General features: G+C 74.3%; 12 protein-coding genes and 1 pseudogene. 2 read left to right on the top strand and 11 right to left on the bottom strand.

All coding sequences use genetic code 11. The features are described from left to right. Positions 1–222 precede the first annotated feature (222 nt). From CK485_RS23515 to CK485_RS23500, 4 genes and pseudogenes are all read right to left on the bottom strand, one after another. Positions 223–2,007: pseudogene (locus tag CK485_RS23515) on the bottom strand (glycoside hydrolase family 3 N-terminal domain-containing protein); the annotation flags it as partial. Positions 2,008–2,392: 385 nt separating this feature from the next. Continuing rightward, positions 2,393–2,788, bottom strand: a complete 396-nt coding sequence (locus tag CK485_RS23510; RefSeq protein ID WP_109453846.1) for a DUF742 domain-containing protein — start codon at positions 2,786–2,788, stop codon at positions 2,393–2,395. Positions 2,789–2,797: 9 nt separating this feature from the next. Then, the gene (locus CK485_RS23505; RefSeq protein ID WP_109453845.1) at positions 2,798–3,202 is read right to left on the bottom strand and encodes a roadblock/LC7 domain-containing protein; all 405 of its coding nucleotides are present in this window, start codon (positions 3,200–3,202) and stop codon (positions 2,798–2,800) included. Beyond that, the gene (locus tag CK485_RS23500; RefSeq protein ID WP_342673497.1) at positions 3,199–5,925 is read right to left on the bottom strand and encodes a nitrate- and nitrite sensing domain-containing protein; all 2,727 of its coding nucleotides are present in this window, start codon (positions 5,923–5,925) and stop codon (positions 3,199–3,201) included. Before CK485_RS23500 ends, CK485_RS23505 begins: the two co-directional genes overlap by 4 nt. 411 nt (positions 5,926–6,336) lie before the next feature. On the opposite strand from CK485_RS23500, the gene CK485_RS23495 reads away from it, so the two are divergent. Then, on the top strand, positions 6,337–6,831 hold the full coding sequence (locus CK485_RS23495) for a hypothetical protein (protein ID WP_241968549.1): 495 nt from the start codon (positions 6,337–6,339) through the stop codon (positions 6,829–6,831). A 97-nt stretch (positions 6,832–6,928) separates the two neighbouring features. On the opposite strand, the gene CK485_RS23490 is transcribed toward CK485_RS23495, so the two are convergent. The 7 genes from CK485_RS23490 to CK485_RS23460 form a co-directional block, all read right to left on the bottom strand. Next, on the bottom strand, positions 6,929–11,599 hold the full coding sequence (locus tag CK485_RS23490; protein ID WP_109453843.1) for a hypothetical protein: 4,671 nt from the start codon (positions 11,597–11,599) through the stop codon (positions 6,929–6,931). Positions 11,600–11,680: 81 nt separating this feature from the next. Beyond that, positions 11,681–12,559, bottom strand: a complete 879-nt coding sequence (locus CK485_RS23485) for a hypothetical protein (RefSeq protein WP_109453842.1) — start codon at positions 12,557–12,559, stop codon at positions 11,681–11,683. After that, positions 12,556–14,166 (bottom strand): hypothetical protein, encoded by a 1,611-nt coding sequence (locus tag CK485_RS23480; RefSeq protein ID WP_241968602.1) that lies wholly within the window; start codon positions 14,164–14,166, stop codon positions 12,556–12,558. The genes CK485_RS23485 and CK485_RS23480 overlap by 4 nt, the downstream gene beginning before the upstream one ends. Positions 14,167–14,326: 160 nt before the next feature. Then, positions 14,327–14,971 (bottom strand): pyroglutamyl-peptidase I, encoded by a 645-nt coding sequence (gene pcp, locus CK485_RS23475; protein WP_109453841.1) that lies wholly within the window; start codon positions 14,969–14,971, stop codon positions 14,327–14,329. Between the two features lie 68 nt (positions 14,972–15,039). Beyond that, positions 15,040–16,008, bottom strand: coding sequence for a DUF979 domain-containing protein (locus CK485_RS23470; protein ID WP_109453840.1), 969 nt, complete (start codon positions 16,006–16,008; stop codon positions 15,040–15,042). After that, positions 16,005–16,721, bottom strand: a complete 717-nt coding sequence (locus CK485_RS23465) for a DUF969 domain-containing protein (RefSeq protein ID WP_109453839.1) — start codon at positions 16,719–16,721, stop codon at positions 16,005–16,007. The genes CK485_RS23470 and CK485_RS23465 overlap by 4 nt, the downstream gene beginning before the upstream one ends. Before the next feature lie 148 nt (positions 16,722–16,869). Beyond that, complete coding sequence (locus CK485_RS23460) at positions 16,870–17,592, bottom strand: GntR family transcriptional regulator (protein ID WP_241968548.1); 723 nt, start codon at positions 17,590–17,592, stop codon at positions 16,870–16,872. A gap of 139 nt (positions 17,593–17,731) precedes the next feature. On the opposite strand from CK485_RS23460, the gene CK485_RS23455 reads away from it, so the two are divergent. Then, positions 17,732–18,511 (top strand): 5-oxoprolinase subunit PxpA, encoded by a 780-nt coding sequence (locus CK485_RS23455; RefSeq protein WP_109453838.1) that lies wholly within the window; start codon positions 17,732–17,734, stop codon positions 18,509–18,511. Positions 18,512–18,551: the final 40 nt, after the last annotated feature.

The raw sequence follows: 18,551 nt of genomic DNA, 5'->3' as shown, positions 1-18,551 counted from the left end.
CGTCGGACCGTAAGGCAGTGCGGCAGCAAGTCAGTACAGCGAGGAACCCTACAACGTTGTCCGGGTCAACTTCCGTGCCTCAGGAAGCGGTTGCGTAACGACCTGGCCGCCGGACGGCGAACGCCCGGGCTCGGCCCGGGCGTTCGGTGCGGCTTTGGGGTGATGCGTCCCCTCGTGCGGGTCCGCATCACCCCAGGCGTAGGCTCAGTGGCCGGCGGCGCGGGTGGTCAGGCCGTAGCCGTACGGGAAGAGCGGGTCGTAGTGCGGGTCGCCGACGTTGATCGGCTCCTGGGACTCGCTGCGCGGCCAGCTCACCGGGAGCTTGCCGGTGAAGGGCCGCTTGCCGAAGAGCACGTCGGCGACGCCCTCGCCCTCGCTGCCGGGCAGCCAGGACGCCACGAAGGCGTCGGCCTCGGGCAGTTCGTCGGTGATGATCTGCGGGCGGCCGGCCACGTCGAGCACCACGCACGTCCTGATGGCGCCGCAGACCTTGTCGATGGTGGCCTGGTCGGTGGCGGACAGGTTGAGGGTGTGGCCGTTGCCGACGTCGCCGACACCCTCCGCGTAGGGTGTCTCGCCGACGACGACCACGCCCACGTCGTAGCCGTTCATGGGCTTGGAGGCGTCCTCGCTGAACGTGACGTTCGGGTCGTCCTGCTCGATGCCCTTGAGGATCGTGGTGCCGGGGACGGTGTCGCCGGAGGAGCCCTGCCAGGTCAGCGTCCAGCCGCCGGCCTGGTTGCCGATGTCGTCGGCGTTGCCGCCCGCGACGTAGATGCGCTGACCGGGCTTGAGCGGCAGGGCGTGGTCGGCGTTCTTCAGCAGCACCTGCGACTCGGCGGCGGCCCGGCGGGCGACCGCGCGGTGGGCGGGCGAACCGATGGTGCCGATGTTGCGGCGGTCGGTGTAGGGGTGCTCGAAGAGGCCGAGTTCGAACTTGGCGCGCAGGATGCGGCTGACGGCGTCGTTGATGCGTGACATCGAAACCCGCCCGGCCTGCACCTCGGAGAGCAGCGTCTGCTCGAACTGGGCCGCGTTGTACGGCTCCATGAACATGTCGAGACCGGCGTTGACGGCGGTGCGCACCTCGGTCGCGTAGTCGCCGGGCAGTTGCTCGATGGCCTGCCAGTCACTGATCAGGAAACCCTTGAAGCCGATCTTCTCCTTGAGCACGTCCGTCAGCAGCTGCTTGTTCGCGCTCATCTTGACCGGGTTGCCCACGCCGTCCTCGGTCCAGTCGACGCTGGAGTACGAGGGCATGATGGCGCCGACGTGGTGGTCCTGGACGGCGGTGACGTACGGCGCCAGGTCGATCCGGCTGAAGTGCGGCCAGTCGGTGATGTCGACGCCCTGGTCGAGCGTGTAGGTCCCGGTGGTGGAGGAGCCGTAGGCGGTGTCGCCGTCGCCCGCGAAGTGCTTGGAGGTGGCCAGGACGTGGTCGGGGCGGGCCAGGTCGCCCGGTGCCGTGCCCTGGAAGCCGTCGATCGACGTCTCCATCTCTTCAACGAGTCCGGGGTCCTCGCCGAAGCTCTCGTAGGTGCGCCCCCAGCGGTCGTCGCGCACCACGCAGTCGCAGGCGGCGAAGACCCACTGGGGTCCGGTCGCCCGGGTCTCGGTGGCCGTGACGTGCTCCTCCTCGCGCACCAGCGCCGGGTCGCGGGTGGCGCCCATGCCGATGTTCTGCGGGAAGATCGTGGCGCCCAGCAGGTTGTTGTCGCCGTGCACCGAGTCGATGCCGTACAGCAGCGGGATGTGCAGCCGGGTGGCGAGGGCCTGCTTCTGGAAGCCGTCCACCATGTCGGCCCACGCGGACGGGGTGTTGGGGGTCGGGGCGGAGCCGCCGCCGGACAGGACCGAGCCCAGGCCGAGGCTGGTGATCTGCGTCGGGTCGGAGGTGACCGCGGACCGCTCGGCCTGCGTCATCTGGCCGACCTTCTCCTGCAACGTCATCCGCCCGAGCAGGTCGTCGACCCGCTTGTCCACCGGCAGCCGCGGATCGAGGTACGGCGGCGAGGCGGTGGTGTGCGCGCCCGCGGGGCTCGCGGTGGCGGCCGGCACGGCGGCGGCGACCAGGGCGGTCGCGGCCAGCAGGGTGCCGGCGAGGCGGGCGGGGCGGGAGCGGCGACGGTTGCGTCCGCCGCGACAGGGGTGGTCTCGCACGCTGTCCTCCGGGATGGGGAACCGGCCGGTCGAAACACGGATCGCGGGCTCCTGACGGATCGCCGGACGCCCGGCATGACCTTCCCCCGTCGCGTGACGGCAGTCAAGAGATGAAACACAGGAAGGCGGCAGTCGGCTCAAGGTTTCGTTTGTTGAACGCGAGGCGACGAGAGCGGCGTGCGGCGGGACCATCGGTCCCGCCGCACGCCGCTCTCAGGTCGCGTAGGTCGCGTCACAGGGCCCGCAGGCCGTCGATCACCTCGCGCAGCAGTCCCGCGTCCGGCAGTTCGGCGGGTGGCACCGGACGGGTGACGTGGACGTACCCCGCGTCCAGCAGGTCGCCGATGAGCACCCTGAGCACGCCGACCGGAAGGTCGAGCCCGGCGGCGAGTTCGGCCACCGAGACGGGCTCCTGGCGGCACAGTTCGAGGATGTCGAGGTGCTCCGGAGCCAGCGCGTGGTCCGTGGCCGCCAGGTCGTCGCTCTGCCCGTACCGGTCCGCGGTGACCACCAGCGCGATCAGGTCGAGCCGGTCCTCGGCGGCATGGGTGGTACGGCCGCGCGTCATGGCGTACGGCCGTACCACCGGCCCCGCCGCGTCGTCGTACCATCGGTCCGCTTCGGTCATGGCGCTTCGTCAGCCGGTGACGCGCGGCGCGGTGCCGAGGTGGGCGCCGACCCGCTTGACCAGCAGCGCCATCTCGTAGGCCACCTGGCCCACGTCGGAGTCGGCGTCGGTGAGCACGGCGAGGCAGCTGCCGTCGCCCGCCGCGGTGACGAAGAGGAACGCCTGGTCCAGCTCGACCATGGTCTGCCGGACCTGTCCGGCCTCGAAGTGGCGTCCCACGCCCTTGGCGAGGCTGTGGAAGCCCGAGGCGACCGCGGCCAGGTGCTCGGAGTCCTCACGGGTTAGGTCCTTGGAGGCGCCGGTGGCCAGCCCGTCGCCGGAGAGCACCAGCGCCTTGCGGATGCTGGCCACCCTGTCGACCAGATCGTCCAGCAGCCAGTTCAGTTCGCCCTTCGGGCCCGTTGGCGCGGTCATCGACCGTCCCCCTCCGATGTCGTTCCTGTCGCGTCACCGCCGGGGTCGCCGGGGGCGCCCGCACGGTCGGGTGTGGTGCCTGTGGTGCCTGTGGTGCTCGGTGCGCCGGTCTGCGGCGCGTCCTCGTCGGCCTCGGCCCGGCCGCGTTGCCAGCCGCGCTGCAACGAGGCCATGCGGGACCGCAGTTCGTCGGCGTCGCGGTCCTGGGCCGCCGGTTGCGGGGGCGGCGGCTGCCGGGTCTGCGTGGTGTCGTCGGCGCGCAGTTGCGGGGCGAGGCTGGCCTGCCGCACCCGCTTGGGCAGACCGCCGGCGGCCGGTGCCGCGGTGCCCTGGCCGGGGGCCGGCCGGTCCGCGCCGGCGCGGGGCCTGCTCGCCTGGGCCGGCACGCGCCTCCTGCGGCGCGGCAGCGGTGCGTCGTCCGGGGCGGGTGGCGCGGGATGGCCGTCGCCGTGGCGCTCGGCGCGCGGGGCCGGCACGTTCGCGTCGTCGGCCCGTGCCTGCTGGTGCTGCTCGGTGAGGCCGTCGTCGGCGTCATCGGCGTCGGGCCGGTCGAACCGGCGGGCGGTGCGCGGTGGGCGGCGGCGCGGCAGCCGTGCGCCACCGGTGTCGTCGTCTTCCGCCTCGCGGGCGTGGACGTCGTCGCCGAAGGCGTCCGCGTCGTCGGGCGAGCCGGGCAGCATGCCCCACTCGCGGAACGCCTCGCGCGACGCTCCGGTGGCTTCGGCCCCGGCGGTCCCGCCGCTCCTTGCGGGCAGCGCGATCTCGTCCGGCATGCCGTCGGCGTCACCCGCGGCCGGGCCGACCTGGCTCGCGGTGCGCGCGGCGCCGTCGGGGAGGGCCTGCTCGCCGGTGGCCGCGTCGTCGCCGGTCTCGGTCAGCAGGGCGGTCGGCACGAGGACGACCGCGGTGGTGCCTCCGTAGGGCGACGGGCGCAGTGAGACCCGCACGCCCTGCCGCTGGGCGAGACGGCTGACGACGAACAGGCCGAGGCGGTCGGTGTCCGACAGTTCGAACTCGGGGGTCTCGGCGAGGCGCAGGTTGGCGTCGAGCAGCGCCTCCGGGGACATCCCGAGACCGCGATCGTCGATCTCCAGCACGTAGCCGTTGGCGACCTGCTGCCCGTGCACCTGGACGGTGGTGTGCGGGGGCGAGAACACCGTGGCGTTCTCGACGAGTTCGGCCAGCAGGTGGGTGAGGTCGGCGACCGCGGGGCCGGCCACCGCGAGCCGGGGCAGCCGTCGCACCTCGATGCGTTCGTAGTCCTCGACCTCGGCGACGGCAGCGCGCACCACGTCCATCAACGGCACGGGCTTGCGCCACTGCCGGGAGGGGGCGGCGCCGGAGAGGATGACCAGGCCCTCGGCGTGCCGCCGCATGCGGGTGGTCATGTGGTCGAGCTTGAACAGGTCGGCGAGTTCCACACCGGCCTCGGTGCGGCGCTCCATCGCGTCGAGCAGGGTGAGCTGGCGGTGCAGCAGGACCTGGTTGCGGCGGGCGAGGTTGACGAAGACGTCGGAGACGCCGCGGCGCATGTCGGCCTGGCGCACGGCGGCCTCGACCGCCGCGCGCTGAAGGGTGTTCAGGGCCTTGCCGACGGCGCCCATCTCGTCGTCCGGGTACTCCAGGCGCGGCACTTCGGCCTCGACGTCGACGTCCTCGCCCGCGGCCAGCCGCCGCATGACGCGTGGCAGCCGCGTGCCGGACGCCTCCTGGGCCTCCTTGCGCAGCGCGGACAGGTCACGGGCCAGGCCGCGGCCGACGCGGAAGGAGACGACGACGGAGATGACGACGGCCAGCAGGCCGAAGCCGCCCGCGACGCCGGCGCGGACCAGGACGCCGATGGCGTAGGGGTGCACGCGCTGCTTGTAGTCGTCGCCGGCCTGCCGGTCCAGCGACGACAGGTCGGACAGCACGGAGGAGGCCGTGGTGCGCCAGTCGGCGGCGTTCACCTGGTGGGTCGCGTCGGCCGGTTCGGCGTCGAGGACGCGTTCCTCGTCGTCGTGGAGCGCCTGTCCGGTGCTGGAGCGCCAGTAGTCGTCGAAGAGCGCGGCGTCGGAGGCGGTGAGCAGCTGCGGGTAGGTCGCGTAGATCAGGCGCTGCTCGGACACCGCGTCGGAGAAGGCGCGTTGGTCGGCGCGCGTCATCCGGCCGGCGACCAACGCGGCCGAGTACAGGGAGTCCTCCCGGCTGACCGCCTCGCGGGCCATCGACAGCTGGCTCAGCACCCGTGACTGGCGGTCGAGTTGCACGTTCTGCAACGGGTTCAGGCCCAGGAAGAAGGTGAAGTACGGGTCGATGACGCCGTTGTACGAGGCGTACGCGGCGGACGGTGACAGCTTGCCCGAGGCCACCTGGGAGCGCAGGCCCTGCAACTGCGCGGCCTGTGCGAGCAGCGCGTCGAGGCGCCGACGCGAGTCGGAGTCGAGCTGCTGGGGGATGTGCTGGGAGCGGCTGTTGGCCCGCACCACCGCGATGGCGTCGTCGGTGTGCTGCTCGGCGGCGCGCAGGTCGGCCAGGGCACCCGCGTCGTGCGGGCCGGCCAGGTAGACCATGGCGTCCTTGCGCTCGGTGGACAGCGCCTCGATGGTGTCCTCGACCGGGTAGCCGACGCGGTCGGTCACGTGCGCGACGTCCATCAGGCGGACCACTCCACCGACCGAGATCTCGGCGGCGAACGCCCAGAGCGCGATCAGCGACACCAAGGGCACCAGCAACAGCGCCACGATCTTCCGGCGGATCGGTTTACCGCGAAAGCGCATGGCCTCCCCAACGTCGGCCCCGACAGGGGCGGTGGAACCGTCAAACGGCGCGAGCCTACTACTGCCGGGTGACCAACTCGAATGCAAGTCCATGCACTTGAGGCACATGACTGGGCCGCAATGTCACGATTCACGCAGAGATAGCGGCCTTTACCATGTGACGGACCGCGACCAGGCCCGGCCCGCTCTATGATCTGCGGGGCGCCGAGTGGCTGAAAACATACCCCCGTGCGGGAACCGGAACGGCTCGCCGATCGTGCGTCAGTACGGGAGGATCTTCCGGAATAGCCGGCCGGAAACCGGGCAGTCACCCGTCAGCCGGGCGGTCCACCAACGGAACATATCGGTCCGTATCCCCGAGGGGAGCGCAGCACCATGGACACCGAGTCGCGCCTCAGCACGCTCCGCGGCGGCACCGCCGCCCACGACGCCGGGGATTCGGCCTGTCAGGCGCCGGCGCGGGGACGGACGCAGGCACGCGAGGCGGGTGCCGGGCTGTGGACCGAACACCCGGTGGGCACCGCGAGAATGCCCGACCCGGTGCGCGCCGCCGCGGTCCGTGCGGCCCTCATAGCCTCCGTCACCCTCATCGAGGCGATGGTCGCCATGCTCGGCACGCTCGCGGGCACCTGGGTCGCCGCCCCCGCGCTGCTCGCCACCGTGCTGTCCACGGTCGTCTCCACCTGGGCGGTGGTGGACGTGTGGGTGACCCGCCAGGTGTGGAACCAGCGGCACGGCGTGGTCTCCAGCCCCAGCAGCGCCGCCCGCGCGCTGCGCCGCGAACGCCGCCGGGAGCGCCGGTCGGCCCGGGCGGCGCGAGCGTCCGAGCGGCCACGGGACGTCGGGAAGTCCGCGGCGCCGGCCACCTGACACCGCTCGCCCGGCCTGCCCCGGCCGGTCGCCGTCCCGGCCACCGCCGACGCCGTCCCCGTCGTCCGGTGGTCTGCGTCTGCCCGGTGGCCGTTGCTCATCCGGTGGCCTCCGCGGGCCTGCGGAACATCCGGGTCGCGGTGATCTCCCCGTGCACCGGCTCGCCGTCCGGGTCGGGCTGCGGCAGCCCGGGGCGCAGGTGCTCCTCGACACTGATGTACTTCAGGCCCGCGCGCAGGTCCGCGTCGTTGCGCAGCCGTACGACGAGGGGGAATTCGGCCAGCGCCGTGGTGTCGAACAGCCCGGTGGTGTAGATCAGCTGCACGCCCAGCGCGTCGGCCACCGCGCGTTGCAGCTCCAGCAGGTAGGTGGCGTTGGCCCGGCCGATGGGGTTGTCCAGGAAGAGCGTGCCCGCGTGGCGCTGCCGGTCGCGCCCGCTGTCGTTGCTGCGCAGCGCCGCCATCGTGCAGTACAGCGCGATGGCGGCGGTCAGCAACTGGCCGCCGGAGAAGACGTCGCCCATCTGGCCGACCGGCACCCGCTCGGCACGCAGCACGGCGTCCGGCTTGAGGATCTCGACGGCCACGCCGCGCGGCTCCAGGGCCGCGGCCACCCCGCGCAGCAGCAGCGTCATGCCGTCCCTGCGCAGGTCGGAGTTCTTGCGCACGGCGGCCTTCGTGGCCTCGTCGATGACCTCACCGAGCCGTTCGACCAGGTGCGCGTGGTCGGGGTCCTCGAAGCGGATGCGCAGGAACTCCTGCCCCGACCACTCCCCCAGGCCCTCGGGGAGCCGGGACAGGCGCTGCGCCGAGCGCAGCGTGGCGAGCGACGCCTCGACCAGACCGCGCAGCCGGTCCACGATGCTGTCGCGGTTGCGTTCCAGCTGCGCCAGCTCGTCGGTCAGGACGCGCAGCCGGGGCGCGAACGCCGCGGCCCAGGCGGCGGCGTGCTCGGGCAGCGCGGAGCCGGGCAGGTCGCGGATCTGCTGACGGGCCGGGGTGCGCACCTGCTCGTAGCGGGAGGCGTTGGCGTGCCGCACCAACTGGTCGCACGCCTCGCGCAGTTGGGCCTCGGCGGCGGACAGGTCGGCGGCGCAGCCGCGCAGCGAGCGGCGGGCCTCCGCCGCGGCCTGCCGAGCCTCCTCGGGGCTGCCCGGGTAGGGCTCGGGCGGCTCGGTGTCGGCGCCCTCCTGCGCGGTGTCCCGCAGCAGGTCGCGCAGGAGGGCCGCGGTCTCCTCGAACGCGCCGGCCGCGTCCTGCGCGGCGTGGTGGGCGTACTGCAGGTGCGTGTGCCGCTCGCGGGCCTGCTCCAGCGCCTCGTTTCGGGCGGCCAGTTCGGTGCCGACGGTGCGCAGCAGGGCCTGCGCCCGCTCCGCGTCCTCGGGCACCAGGTCCGCGGGCAGCTCGGCGTGCGCCTCGCCGTCGGCCGGGGCCAGGCGTTCGGCCTCGCCGCGCAGCCTGCCCAGGTGTTCGCTGGCGGCGCCGGCGCGGGCCTCGATCCGCTGCACCAGCGCCTCGGCCCGGGCGGCTGCGGCCTGCCGGGACGGGCCGTCCGCGCCGTCCGGGCCTTCGAGCAGCTGGGCGGCGCGGGTGCGGACCTTGTTGGTGAGGCGGTCGAGTTCGGCGAGGGTGGCGCTCTCCTCGCTCTCGGCGCGGGCCTGTTCGGCCCGCAGGTCCGCGCCGACGCCGACCTTCTCGTACACCTGGGAGGCCGCCCGGTACGCCTCGCGCAGGGCAGGCAGCGGGGCGTCGACCGGGGCGCCGTCCTCGGGCTCGCCCTCCGGTGCCCCGGCGATCTCGGCACGCTCGGCGCGCAGCGCCCGTACGGTGCGGCGGGCGTCGTCGGCGGCGCGCTGGGCGGCGCGGCGGTCCTCGTCACAGGAGCGGGCCCTGGTCAGGCACGCCTCGGCGCGCTCGGACGCCTCGGCGGCCTCCTCGGCGAGTTCGCGGGTCCTGCGCTGCCAGCCGGCCCGCTCGCGCAGCCGGAACGCCAGACCGGCGAGCGCGTCGGCGCGGCGGCGGGCGCGCTGTGCGGCGTCCTGGCGTTCGGCCTCGGCGGCGGTGGCCGCGGCGGCCGCCTCGTCGGCCTCTGCGCGCCGGGCGCGGGCGTCGGTGAGCGTCTGCCGCGCGGCGTACTGCGCCTCGCGGGCTCCGGTCACGGCGGCGGCCAGCTGGTCGAGGCGGCCGGGCGGGCAGGAGGAGCGCCACGAGCCGAGCCGGGCGGCGAGTTCGCGGTCGTGGCCGAGGCGCGCGGCCAGTTCCCGGATCTCCTCGTCGCGGCGCGCGGCACGTGTGCGCAGCGCCTGCCGTTCGCCGTCGGCGGCCTGTTCGTCGTGCATGGCCGGATTCGGCGGCACGAGGAAGACGTCGGCGGGCGAGTCGCCGGGGGGCGGGGCGAGGAGGGCGGCCGAGGTGCCGACCGCGACGGTGGACCTGGGCAGCAGCGCGGCCTGGGCCAGGATCTCGCGGGCCCGCTGGTAGGTGCCGGGGTCGGTGACCACGACGCCGTCGACCAGCTCGGGCCGGGCGGCCAGCACGGCGGCGTGGTCGGCCGGGTCGACCGCCTGGGCGAGGTAGCGCCAGCCGGGCAGCGCGGGTACGCCGTGCTCGCCGAGGTACTCGACGGTCGCGAGCACGTCGGGGCCGGGGGGCAGCAGTCCGCCGTCACCGAGGGCGGCGAGGATGCGCGAGTCGTCGGCGGCACGGGTACGCAGTTCGAACAGCTGGCGCTCGGCGGCGGCCACGCTGCCGCCGAGCAGTTCGCCCAGGGTCTGCGCGCAGCGGTCCAACTCCTCCACGGTGAGCGGCCCTTCCGCGGTGCGGCGGCGCCCGGCGGCCGCGGGCGGCCGGGTCGTCGCTTCGTCAGCCGTGGGCTCGGGCGAGTCGCCGCGTGGCGCGGGGATGTCCGGGGCGGGGCGGGCGGCGGGCGGCAGGCTCAGCAGTTCGGCGAGCCGGTCGGCGCCGGTCAGCGCCTCGGCGGCGCGCCGCTCGGCGGCGTGCGCGGTCTCGGCTGCGGCCAGTGCGTCGGCGGCGCGGTGGGCGGCGAGTTCGGCGCGGCTCTCCTCGGCGGCGGCCTCCTTGGCCTGCTTTGTGGCGGCGCGGGCGGCGTCACGGGTGGTCTCCCAGGCGGCTACCGCTGTCTTCTCCGCGTCGCTGGCCTCCAGCGCGGCGCGCGCGGGGTCGGCGTCGGGCGCGGCGTCGTCCAGCCAGCCGGCCCGCACCGCCTCGGCGGTCTCCTGCTCGACCTCGGCCAGCCGCTGCTGGAGGTGCCCCATCTCGCTGCGGGCGCGCTGGGCGGCGGTCGCGGCGGCGGTGGCGTCGCGGTGGGCACTGTCGGACTCGGACTGGAGGGTGACGCTGCGCTCCTCCTCCTCGTCCGCGTGCCGCTCCGCGCGGTCGGCGGCGGCGGACAGGGCGCGCACCAGGTCGGTGGCGGCCTTGGCACGGGCGGCCAGCGCGGGCGCCGCGTCGCGTTCGGCCTCGCGGATGGCGGCGGCCACCCGGGCGGAGCGGTCGGCGGCGGCCCGGTGGCGCAGCACGGTCTCGGCGGCCTGCCAGGCGGAGTGCAGGGTGCGGGCGTCGACCAGCTCCCGGCGCAGGGCCGCGGCGTCCCTCTCGGCCGCCGCCAGGCTCAACGACGCGTGCCGGTAGGCGAGTTCGGCGCTGACCGCGGCGGTGCGGGCACGGGCGGCGGAGGCGGCGGTGACTTCTTGCGCCGCGTCGGTGACCCGCCGGTCCAGGTCGGCGCCGCGGCCTCGTTCCACGGCGGCGCGGGCCGAGAGCCGGCGGGCCAGCTCGCGGGTGCGCTGTTCGGAACGGGCGTGCACCGAGCGGGCGCGGTCGCGCTGCTGCGTGACGTCGGTGATGCGTTCCAGGTGCTCCAGCGAGCCCGCGGTGAAGTCGCGTTCTGCGGTGAGTTCGGCGCGGCGGCCCAGTTTGCCGGCGAAGCCGTGCACGAGGTCGGCGAGCCCGTCGGTGTCGCGGGTGTCGGTGACCGCGCGCAGCAGCAGGTCGGTGAAGTCGGAGTCCTTCTTGACCGCGAACAGGCCGGCGGCCTCGCCCTCGTCGGCGTTCATCTCCCGCTGGTAGCGGAAGAGTTCGGGGTCGAGGCCCAGGTCGCCCAGGTGCTCGTTCCAGCGGTCGTGGATCTCCTCCCAGACGACCTCCAGGTGCGGGTACGCCTTGCCCGCGTCCGTGAGCGCGTCCCGGAACCCCTTCATGGTGCGGCGGCGCCCGCGGACCCCGGAGACGCCCTCGGCGGCCGGGCGGACGGTGGCGGCCTCGGCGACCGGCAGCGAGTCCAGCGACAGGCCGGGGCCCGGCCGGAAGGAGTACCAGGCCTCGGCGAACTTCCGCGGGTCGGAGGAGACCTGGCGGCCGCGCCATTCGCTGACCTTGCCGACGACGACGAGTTCACCGGTGACGGTGTGCTGCCACTCCAGTGCCACGTGGCCGCAGTCGTCGGCGAGCAGGAACTTGCGCAGCACACCGGAGCTGGCGCCGCCGAGGGTGTTGCGGTGGCCGGGCAGCATCACCGAGAAGATCAGCTTCAGCAGCACCGACTTGCCGCCGCCGTTCTCCAGGAACAGCACGCCCGCGGGCGCGGGGCGGCGCGGCGGACCGACCGGCTCGTCCTCGAAGAACTCCGCCTGCGCGGGCGCGGGTCGCGGCACCGGGTCGCCGACACCCCGCAGGTCCAGCACGGTGTCGGCGTAGCGCGCGCCTGCCGGTCCGATGGAGTAGAGGCGGACCCGGGACAGCTCGTACATGGCGGCTCTCGTTGTCGTGGTGCGTGAGGGGTTCGGTGCGGGCGCGGTGCGACGCGGGCGGCGTCGGGGAGGCCAGGGGTGTCAGGAGTGGAACGGCAGGCCCGCGTCGGCGACCAGGTCGAGGTCGGCCCCGTCGTCGGGCGGCAGCAGGGTCGCCGAGCCGTCGCCGACCGGGACCACGCCCAGCTCCAGCAGTTCGGCCATGGCGGCGCTGCCGGCCAGGTCGCGCACCTGGAGCTGGTAGCGGGCGGTGGTGCGGTACGTGCCTCCGGACTCGTCGCCGGTGCGTTGCAGGAAGCCGGAGTCGACCAGGAAGCTCACCGCCTTGCCGACGATGCCGGTGGTCGAACCGGCCAGTCTGCGGGCGTCCTTGGTGGCGCCGGTGGCGCTGCGCCGCGCGTAGACCCGCCAGGCGGCCTCCAGGCCGGGCGCGTCGGTGGCCGGGTCGGTGTTCTCCCCGGCCTCCTCGGCGCGCTCCTCCAGTCTGCGGCAGGCCTGCCGGACGAAGGCGTCCACGCCGTTGACGGTGATGCGGCCGATGTAGCCGTCGTCGGCCAGGTCGGCGGGGCGCGGGAAGGCCATGGCGGCGACCGCGAGGTGGGCCAGCCCGTGCAGGAAGCGGTCGGTGGAGTCGGAGGCGGCGCGCCGCGAGTAGTCGCCCATGCGGACGGCGAACACCGAGTCCTCGGCGGCGGCCACCGCCATGCCGGCGCGTGGCGAGACCTCCAGCACGATCAGGCCGAGTCCGGCCGCGACCGCGTCGGCGAGCCGGGCGAAGGCCGGGTCCTCGCGGTGGCGCCGGATCAGCTCGGCGTACTCGGCGTCCCGGGCGGGCAGCAGCTTGGGCTGGAGGCCGAAGGCGACGAGCCGCGCGGCGTCGGCGGCGTCGGCCGGGGTGACGGCCGCCGGGGGGCGGGACTGCTCCGGCTCCCGGTCCGCCGGGTACTCTGCCTCGCTCACCTGGGGTCTTCCTCCTGCTTCGCGGTCGTCGCGGTGCGCCGCGCCGACGCCGCCCGCGGTGTCCCGGCGCGGTCGCCCGCGCCCTGTCCCGCCGTGCGCTCTCCTGCCGTACGTTCCCCCGCCGTGCGTTCTGCGGCCATGCCGGCGGCGTCCAGCAGGGCCGCACCGACGATCAGGTCGGCGCCGCCGAACTCCGGGTCGTCCAGCGGTGTGCCGTCGTCGACGGCGAAGAGCAGCCTGCGCTCGCCCTGCCGGTACGCGGTGCCGACCGGCGGGCTCGCGGCGTGCACCGCGAGCAGGGCCACCAGATACGGCAGTTCGCTGTCGGGGTCGCGGCGGCGGGCCTCGGCGAGCAGGCCGGAGAGCCTGCGCGGCGCGTCGTGCGGCAGGTCGAGCAACTCCAGGGCGGCTTCGAGCTGTTCGTCGCTGAAGCGGCTGTCCTCCGGGGTCGCCACCAGGTCCGGTTCCGGCATCTCGGCGCCGAGGTGCTCGCGTTCGACCGGAGGCGTGAGCAGCGCGTCCACGAGGTCGCCGACGCGGACGGCGGGCGGGGTGCGCTGGCCGGTGCCTCGGGCGAAGAAGGCGTCGGTGACGCGGACCGCGCGCTCGACCGGCAACGGCAGCACGGGGGCGATCAGCTGGCCGTACAGGTCGAGCCCGGCGCGCGCGGGCGGGGTGGCGAAGGCCTGCCGGTCCTGCTCGGCGCGGAAGAGCGGCCCGGCCTCCAGCAGCCGGGACTGCAGCTGGGTGTGGCGGCGGATGCAGTCCTTGACGATGTCGACGAGCTCGGCGGCGCGGCGCTTGTGATCGGGCTCGGTGGCCTCGTCGCGGGCCTTGCGGATGTTGGTGAGGATCGCGTTCTCGTGGCGGTAGCGGTCGGCCACGTGGTCGAGCGCCTCGTTGATCATGTCGGGGACGGTGCGCAGCCAGTCGACGGCCCGCACGTCGCGCCGGGTCGCCTCCAGGGCGCGGCGCAGGGTCTCCGCGTACTGCACGGTGCGGTAGCGGGCCTGCTCGGCGGCGAGCTGGGCGTCGGCGAGGCGGCCGCGGTTGATCAGCACCTCGAGCTTGACCTCGGCGGCGATCTGGGCGCTGGTGACGTCGGTGTCCAGGGCTCCGACCAGGACGTTGACCGCCTCGTCGGTGGTGCGCAGGTAGACGCTGCCGCCGGGCCCCGGGACCTCCTCGATCAGCTTGAAGTCGTAGTCGCGGCGCACGTAGGCGCCGTCGGTGCCGAACGTGCCGTAGACGGCGCGGAAGCCGCGGTCGACGCTGCCGACGTTGATCAGGTTCTCCAGGACCCAGCGGGCGACGCGTTCGTGTTCCGCGGCGGGGCGGCCCGGCGTCTGGGCGGCGACCCGGGGCTGGAGGCGGGCGACTATCTGCTCGTGGTCGGCGCCGGTGTCGAAGTCCATGGTCAGCGTGACCAGGTCGATGGCGGCGAGGGCGACCTCGGCCATCGCGTACGTCGAGTACTCGCCGGCGAGGTTCGCCTTGCGCACGTCCAGGTCGTGCAGCGGAGCGGTGCAGGCCAGCGCCTTCAGCCGACGGGCCAGGCCCTCGTCGGCCGCTGGTCCCGGCGCGACGGGGCGCGGGACCGAGGTCATCTGGTGCGGCAGGCTCTCCGCGGTGGACGCAGTCACGACGGACAGATTAGGCGGTCCCACCGACAACGCTCGAAACGGCACGGTTCGCGCGGTCCCGACGGCGCGGTTCACGCGGGCCTTGGGACGCGCGGGCCGGGCGCGTGCGGGCCGGGCGCCGCGGTCAGTGCAGGGTGCCGCCCGCCAGGGCGATGTCGTCGGTGCGGGAGGCGGCCGCGGTCAGCACCGCGCGCAGGCCCTCGGCGGCGAGGTCCACCGGCATCGACGGGGCGCCGCCCTGGGTGACCTGGTCGGGGGTGTACGGCAGGTGGACGAAGCCGCCGCGCAGCCGGGGGCGTTCGGTGGCGATGAGGTGGGCCAGCCCGTAGAAGACGTGGTTGCACACGAACGTGCCCGCGCTGTACGACACCGAAGCGGGAACCCCGGCCGAGCGCGCCGCCAGTACGCATGCCTTGACCGGCAGCGTGGCGAAGTAGGCGGCCGGGCCGCCGGGGACCACCGGCTGGTCGAGCGGCTGCCCGCCCTCGTTGTCCGGTATGCGCGCGTCGTCCAGGTTCACGGCGACGCGTTCCACGGTGAGGTCGGGCCGTCCGCCCGCCTGGCCGACGCAGACGACGAGCGCGGGGTCCACCCGCTCGACCGCGGCCCGCAGTTCGTCGAGCGCGGTCCCGAAGACGCAGCTGAGGCGGACGGCCGTGACGTCGAGTCCGTCCGGCGGGAGGGCCGCGACGGCGGAGACCGCCTGCCAGGACGGGTTGACGGTGTCGCCGCCGAACGGCTCGAAGCCGGTGAGCAGGACGGGGATCACGGGGTTCCTCCTTGGACGGCGTGAAAGGGGCGGTCGGAGCACGAAGGGCGGGTCGGCCGCCGGGGGCGTCAGAACGCGAAGACCGAGATGATGACGATGTTGCACACCAGCAGCCCAGCGGCGGTGGGCAGTTGGGCCTTGATCGGCCCGTACTGGTCCTTCAGCTCCAGCAGGGTGGCCGGGACGATGTTGAAGTTGGCGGCCATCGGCGTGCACAGGGTGCCGCAGAACCCGGCGAGCATGCCCGCCGCCAGCACGACCGCCGGTTTGCCGTGCGCCTGCTCGATCAGGACCGGCCAGCCCACGGCCGCCGTCATGACCGGGAAGGCGGCGAAGCCGTTGCCCATGATGACGGTGAACAGGGCCATGCCCACGCAGTAGACCACGACGGCGGTGTACGTCTGGCCGTGCGGCAGCACGTGCTCGGTGACCTTGCCGACGGCGGTGCCCACGCCCGCCTGCTGGAAGATCTCGCCGAGTACGGCGAGCAGTTGGGGCAGCAGCAGGGCCCACCCCATCGCCTCCAGCATGCCGCGCCCGGCGTGCAGCGGTACGGCGGGCCGCCGCTCGCGCAGCATCACCATCGCCACGGCCAGGGCGACGATCGCGCCGATGCCCAGGCCCAGGATGGTCTCGCTGCCTGATTGCAGGACCGGGGTGCCGCCGAGGGCGATCTTCTTGACGCCGACCGCGCAGGCCATGGCGACCACGGGGATCGTCAGGGCCGGGACGAAGAGCCGGTTGCCGAACCGCGCGGCGGAGGCGGCGCGCTCCGCGGGAGATGTGGTGCGGACCTCCCCGCGCCCGGTCAGGCCGAACCCGGCCAGGCAGACCGCCACCAGCACGGCCGCGCCCAGCGGTTCCGCCGGTGCGCGCTTGTCGGCGACCCACGTGCTGTAGACGAACCCGGCCCCGATCAGGCCCCAGAACGCGGCGGTGCCGAAGCGCCTGGGGTTGCTGCGGTCGGTGAGCATCTGGGCGGCCATGGCCAGGAAGACCGCGCCGACCAGCCAGTAGAACCACTCGGCCCTGATCACGCCGCCGCCTCCTCGGTCCGTGCGCGCTGCGCGCCCAGGTCCCGGCCGCCGAGTTCGCGCTCCAGCGTACGGTCCAGGCGCAGCAGTCGCGCACCGTGCAGCAGGAAGGCGCAGGCCGCGGTGGGCATCGCCCACAACGCGAGGTCCAGCGGCTCCAGATGGGTGTGGTACGTGGTGTTGACGAAGCCGGTGATCAGCAGGATGGAGCCGACCGCGAGGAAGCAGTCCTCGCCGAAGAACAGCCCGACGTTGTCTGCGCTGGCGGCGAACGACCTGACGCGCTCCCGGGTCCGGGCGGGCAGCGTGCCGTACCGGCGTTCCGCGGCGCCCTCGGCCATCGGGGCGACCACCGGCCGCACCGTCTGCGCGGGCCCGCCCAGGCTCACCAAGCCGACCGCGGCCGTGAGTTGACGCAGGATCAGGTAGAGCGCGAGGAAGCGCCCGGTGGTCAGCCGGGTGAAGCGGGCGACCAGGGCGCGGCCCTGTTCCCGCAGTCCGTACCGCTCCAGCAGGCCGATCACCGGCAGGGTGATGGCGAAGACGGTCACCGAGCGGCTGTCGGCGAAGCCGGTGCCGAAGGCGGCCAGCACCGCGCGCGGCGACAGGCCGCCGAGCAGTCCGGTGACGATGCCCGCCACGCCGACCACCAGGAGGGGATTGCGTTTCGTGGCGAATCCGACGACCACCACGAGCACGCCGAGCAGAGCGAGCATGCGTCCGCCGCCTTCCGTGCGCGGGACCTCACGTGGCTCGCGAGGAGAGTGCATCGGAGGCTAGGGGATTGTTCAACGATCCCACAATGGGTTGGCGTCCGGGAATTCGTCCGGTGGCGCCCGCCTCCGCTGCCCGGAGCGCCCACTCCTACGCCTCGTGCTCTGCTCCGAGCAGTTCCGCGTAAGCGCCCGACAACTGCCGTTGGGAGTCGTCCAGGTAGGCGGACAGGAGGTCCTGCGCGCGGGCCGCCTCGCCGTCGGCGAGCGCTTCGAGGATGCGGCGGTTGCGGGTCAGGTACGGCTCGTGGAAGCGGCGCGGGTCGTCCATCACGTGGAAGACCAGCCGCAGTTCGGCGAGTACGCCGCGCATCAGCTCGTCGGTGCGGGGGCTGCCGGCCAGGGCGACGAGGGCCTGGTGGAAGCGGATGTTGGCGGTGGACAGCTCCTGCCAGGACCGCTGCGCCGCGGCCCGTTCGCCTGCCGCGACCGCCGCCTCGACCGCATCCAGCGCCCCGGGCCGCTTCAGGTCGGCCGTGCGCAGCGCGGCGCACTCCACGAGGCGCCGTACCCGGTAGATGTCGTCCAGGTCGGCGACGCTGATGACCCGGACGAAGACGCCGCGGTTGAGCTGGTGCACCAGCAGCCGTTCGTGGGTCAGCAGCCGGAACGCCTCGCGCAGGGTGTTGCGCGAGACGCCGAGCGCACCGCCGATGCTCTCCTCCGACAGCCGGGTGCCGGGCGGGAAGTAGCCCTCCGCGATCCGGTCGCGCAGGATGTCGGCCACCCGCTCCGCCGTACTGGTGCGCCCGAGCAGTGCCCGGTCGGTCTCCAGGCCAGCCACCTCGTACAGCCCCCGCTCCGCACCGTTCACGTCGTCCTCTCCGCCCTGTTCCGCCGGATTAGCCGCGGGTCGCCGGCCGGCGGCTCGCGGAGGCAGTCAACACCGGCCGCCGGGACCGGGCCAAGCGCCCCTCTTGCCGGATTGTTCAACGATCCCTTACGTTACGGCGATGACCGACGACGCGCAGAACGCAGCGCCGATCGACCTCAACGCCGATCTCGGCGAGGGCTTCGGCCGCTGGACCCTCACCGACGACGAGCGGTTGCTCACCGTGGTCACCAGCGCCAACGTCGCCTGCGGCTTCCATGCCGGGGACCCGCGCACCATGCGCCGGGTCTGCGAACTGGCCGCGGCGCGCGGGGTGCGGATCGGCGCGCAGGTGTCCTACCGCGACCTTGCGGGCTTCGGCCGCCGGGCGATGGACGTGCCGCCGGACGAACTGGCGGCCGAAGTCGCCTACCAGATCGGCGCGTTGGAGGTCTTCGCGCGGGCGGCCGGCTCGGCGGTGAGCTACGTCAAACCGCATGGCGCGCTCTACAACCGCGCCGTCCACGACGAGGAGCAGGCGGAGGCGGTCGTCGCGGGCGTCCGGCTGGCCGGGGGCGCGCTGCCCGTCCTGGGCCTGCCCGGATCCCGGCTGCACGCCGCGGCGGAACGCGCGGGGCTGCCGGTCGTCGCCGAGGCGTTCGCCGACCGCGCCTACACCCGCGACGGCGCCCTGGCGCCGCGCACCTGGCCGGACGCCGTGGTCATCGACCCGGACGCGGTCGTGCGCCGCTCGGTGCGGCTGGCGACGCGCCAGGAGGTGACGTCGGTGGACGGGGGGACGGTCGCGGTCGAGGCGCGGTCGTTGTGCCTGCACGGCGACACCCCCGGCGCGGTCGGTCTCGTGCGGCGGGTACGCGCCGGGCTGGAGGCGGCCGGCGTACCGGTGGCGGCCTTCGCGTGACCACCCTGCTCCCCGCGGAAGCCGCCACGCAACCGTCCGG

This window comes from Streptomyces sp. ICBB 8177 (assembly GCF_003144095.1).
Lineage (GTDB): Bacteria > Actinomycetota > Actinomycetes > Streptomycetales > Streptomycetaceae > Streptantibioticus_D.
Note: the sequence above shows the minus strand (reverse complement) of the source record. Positions and strands in the feature narration are given on the sequence as shown.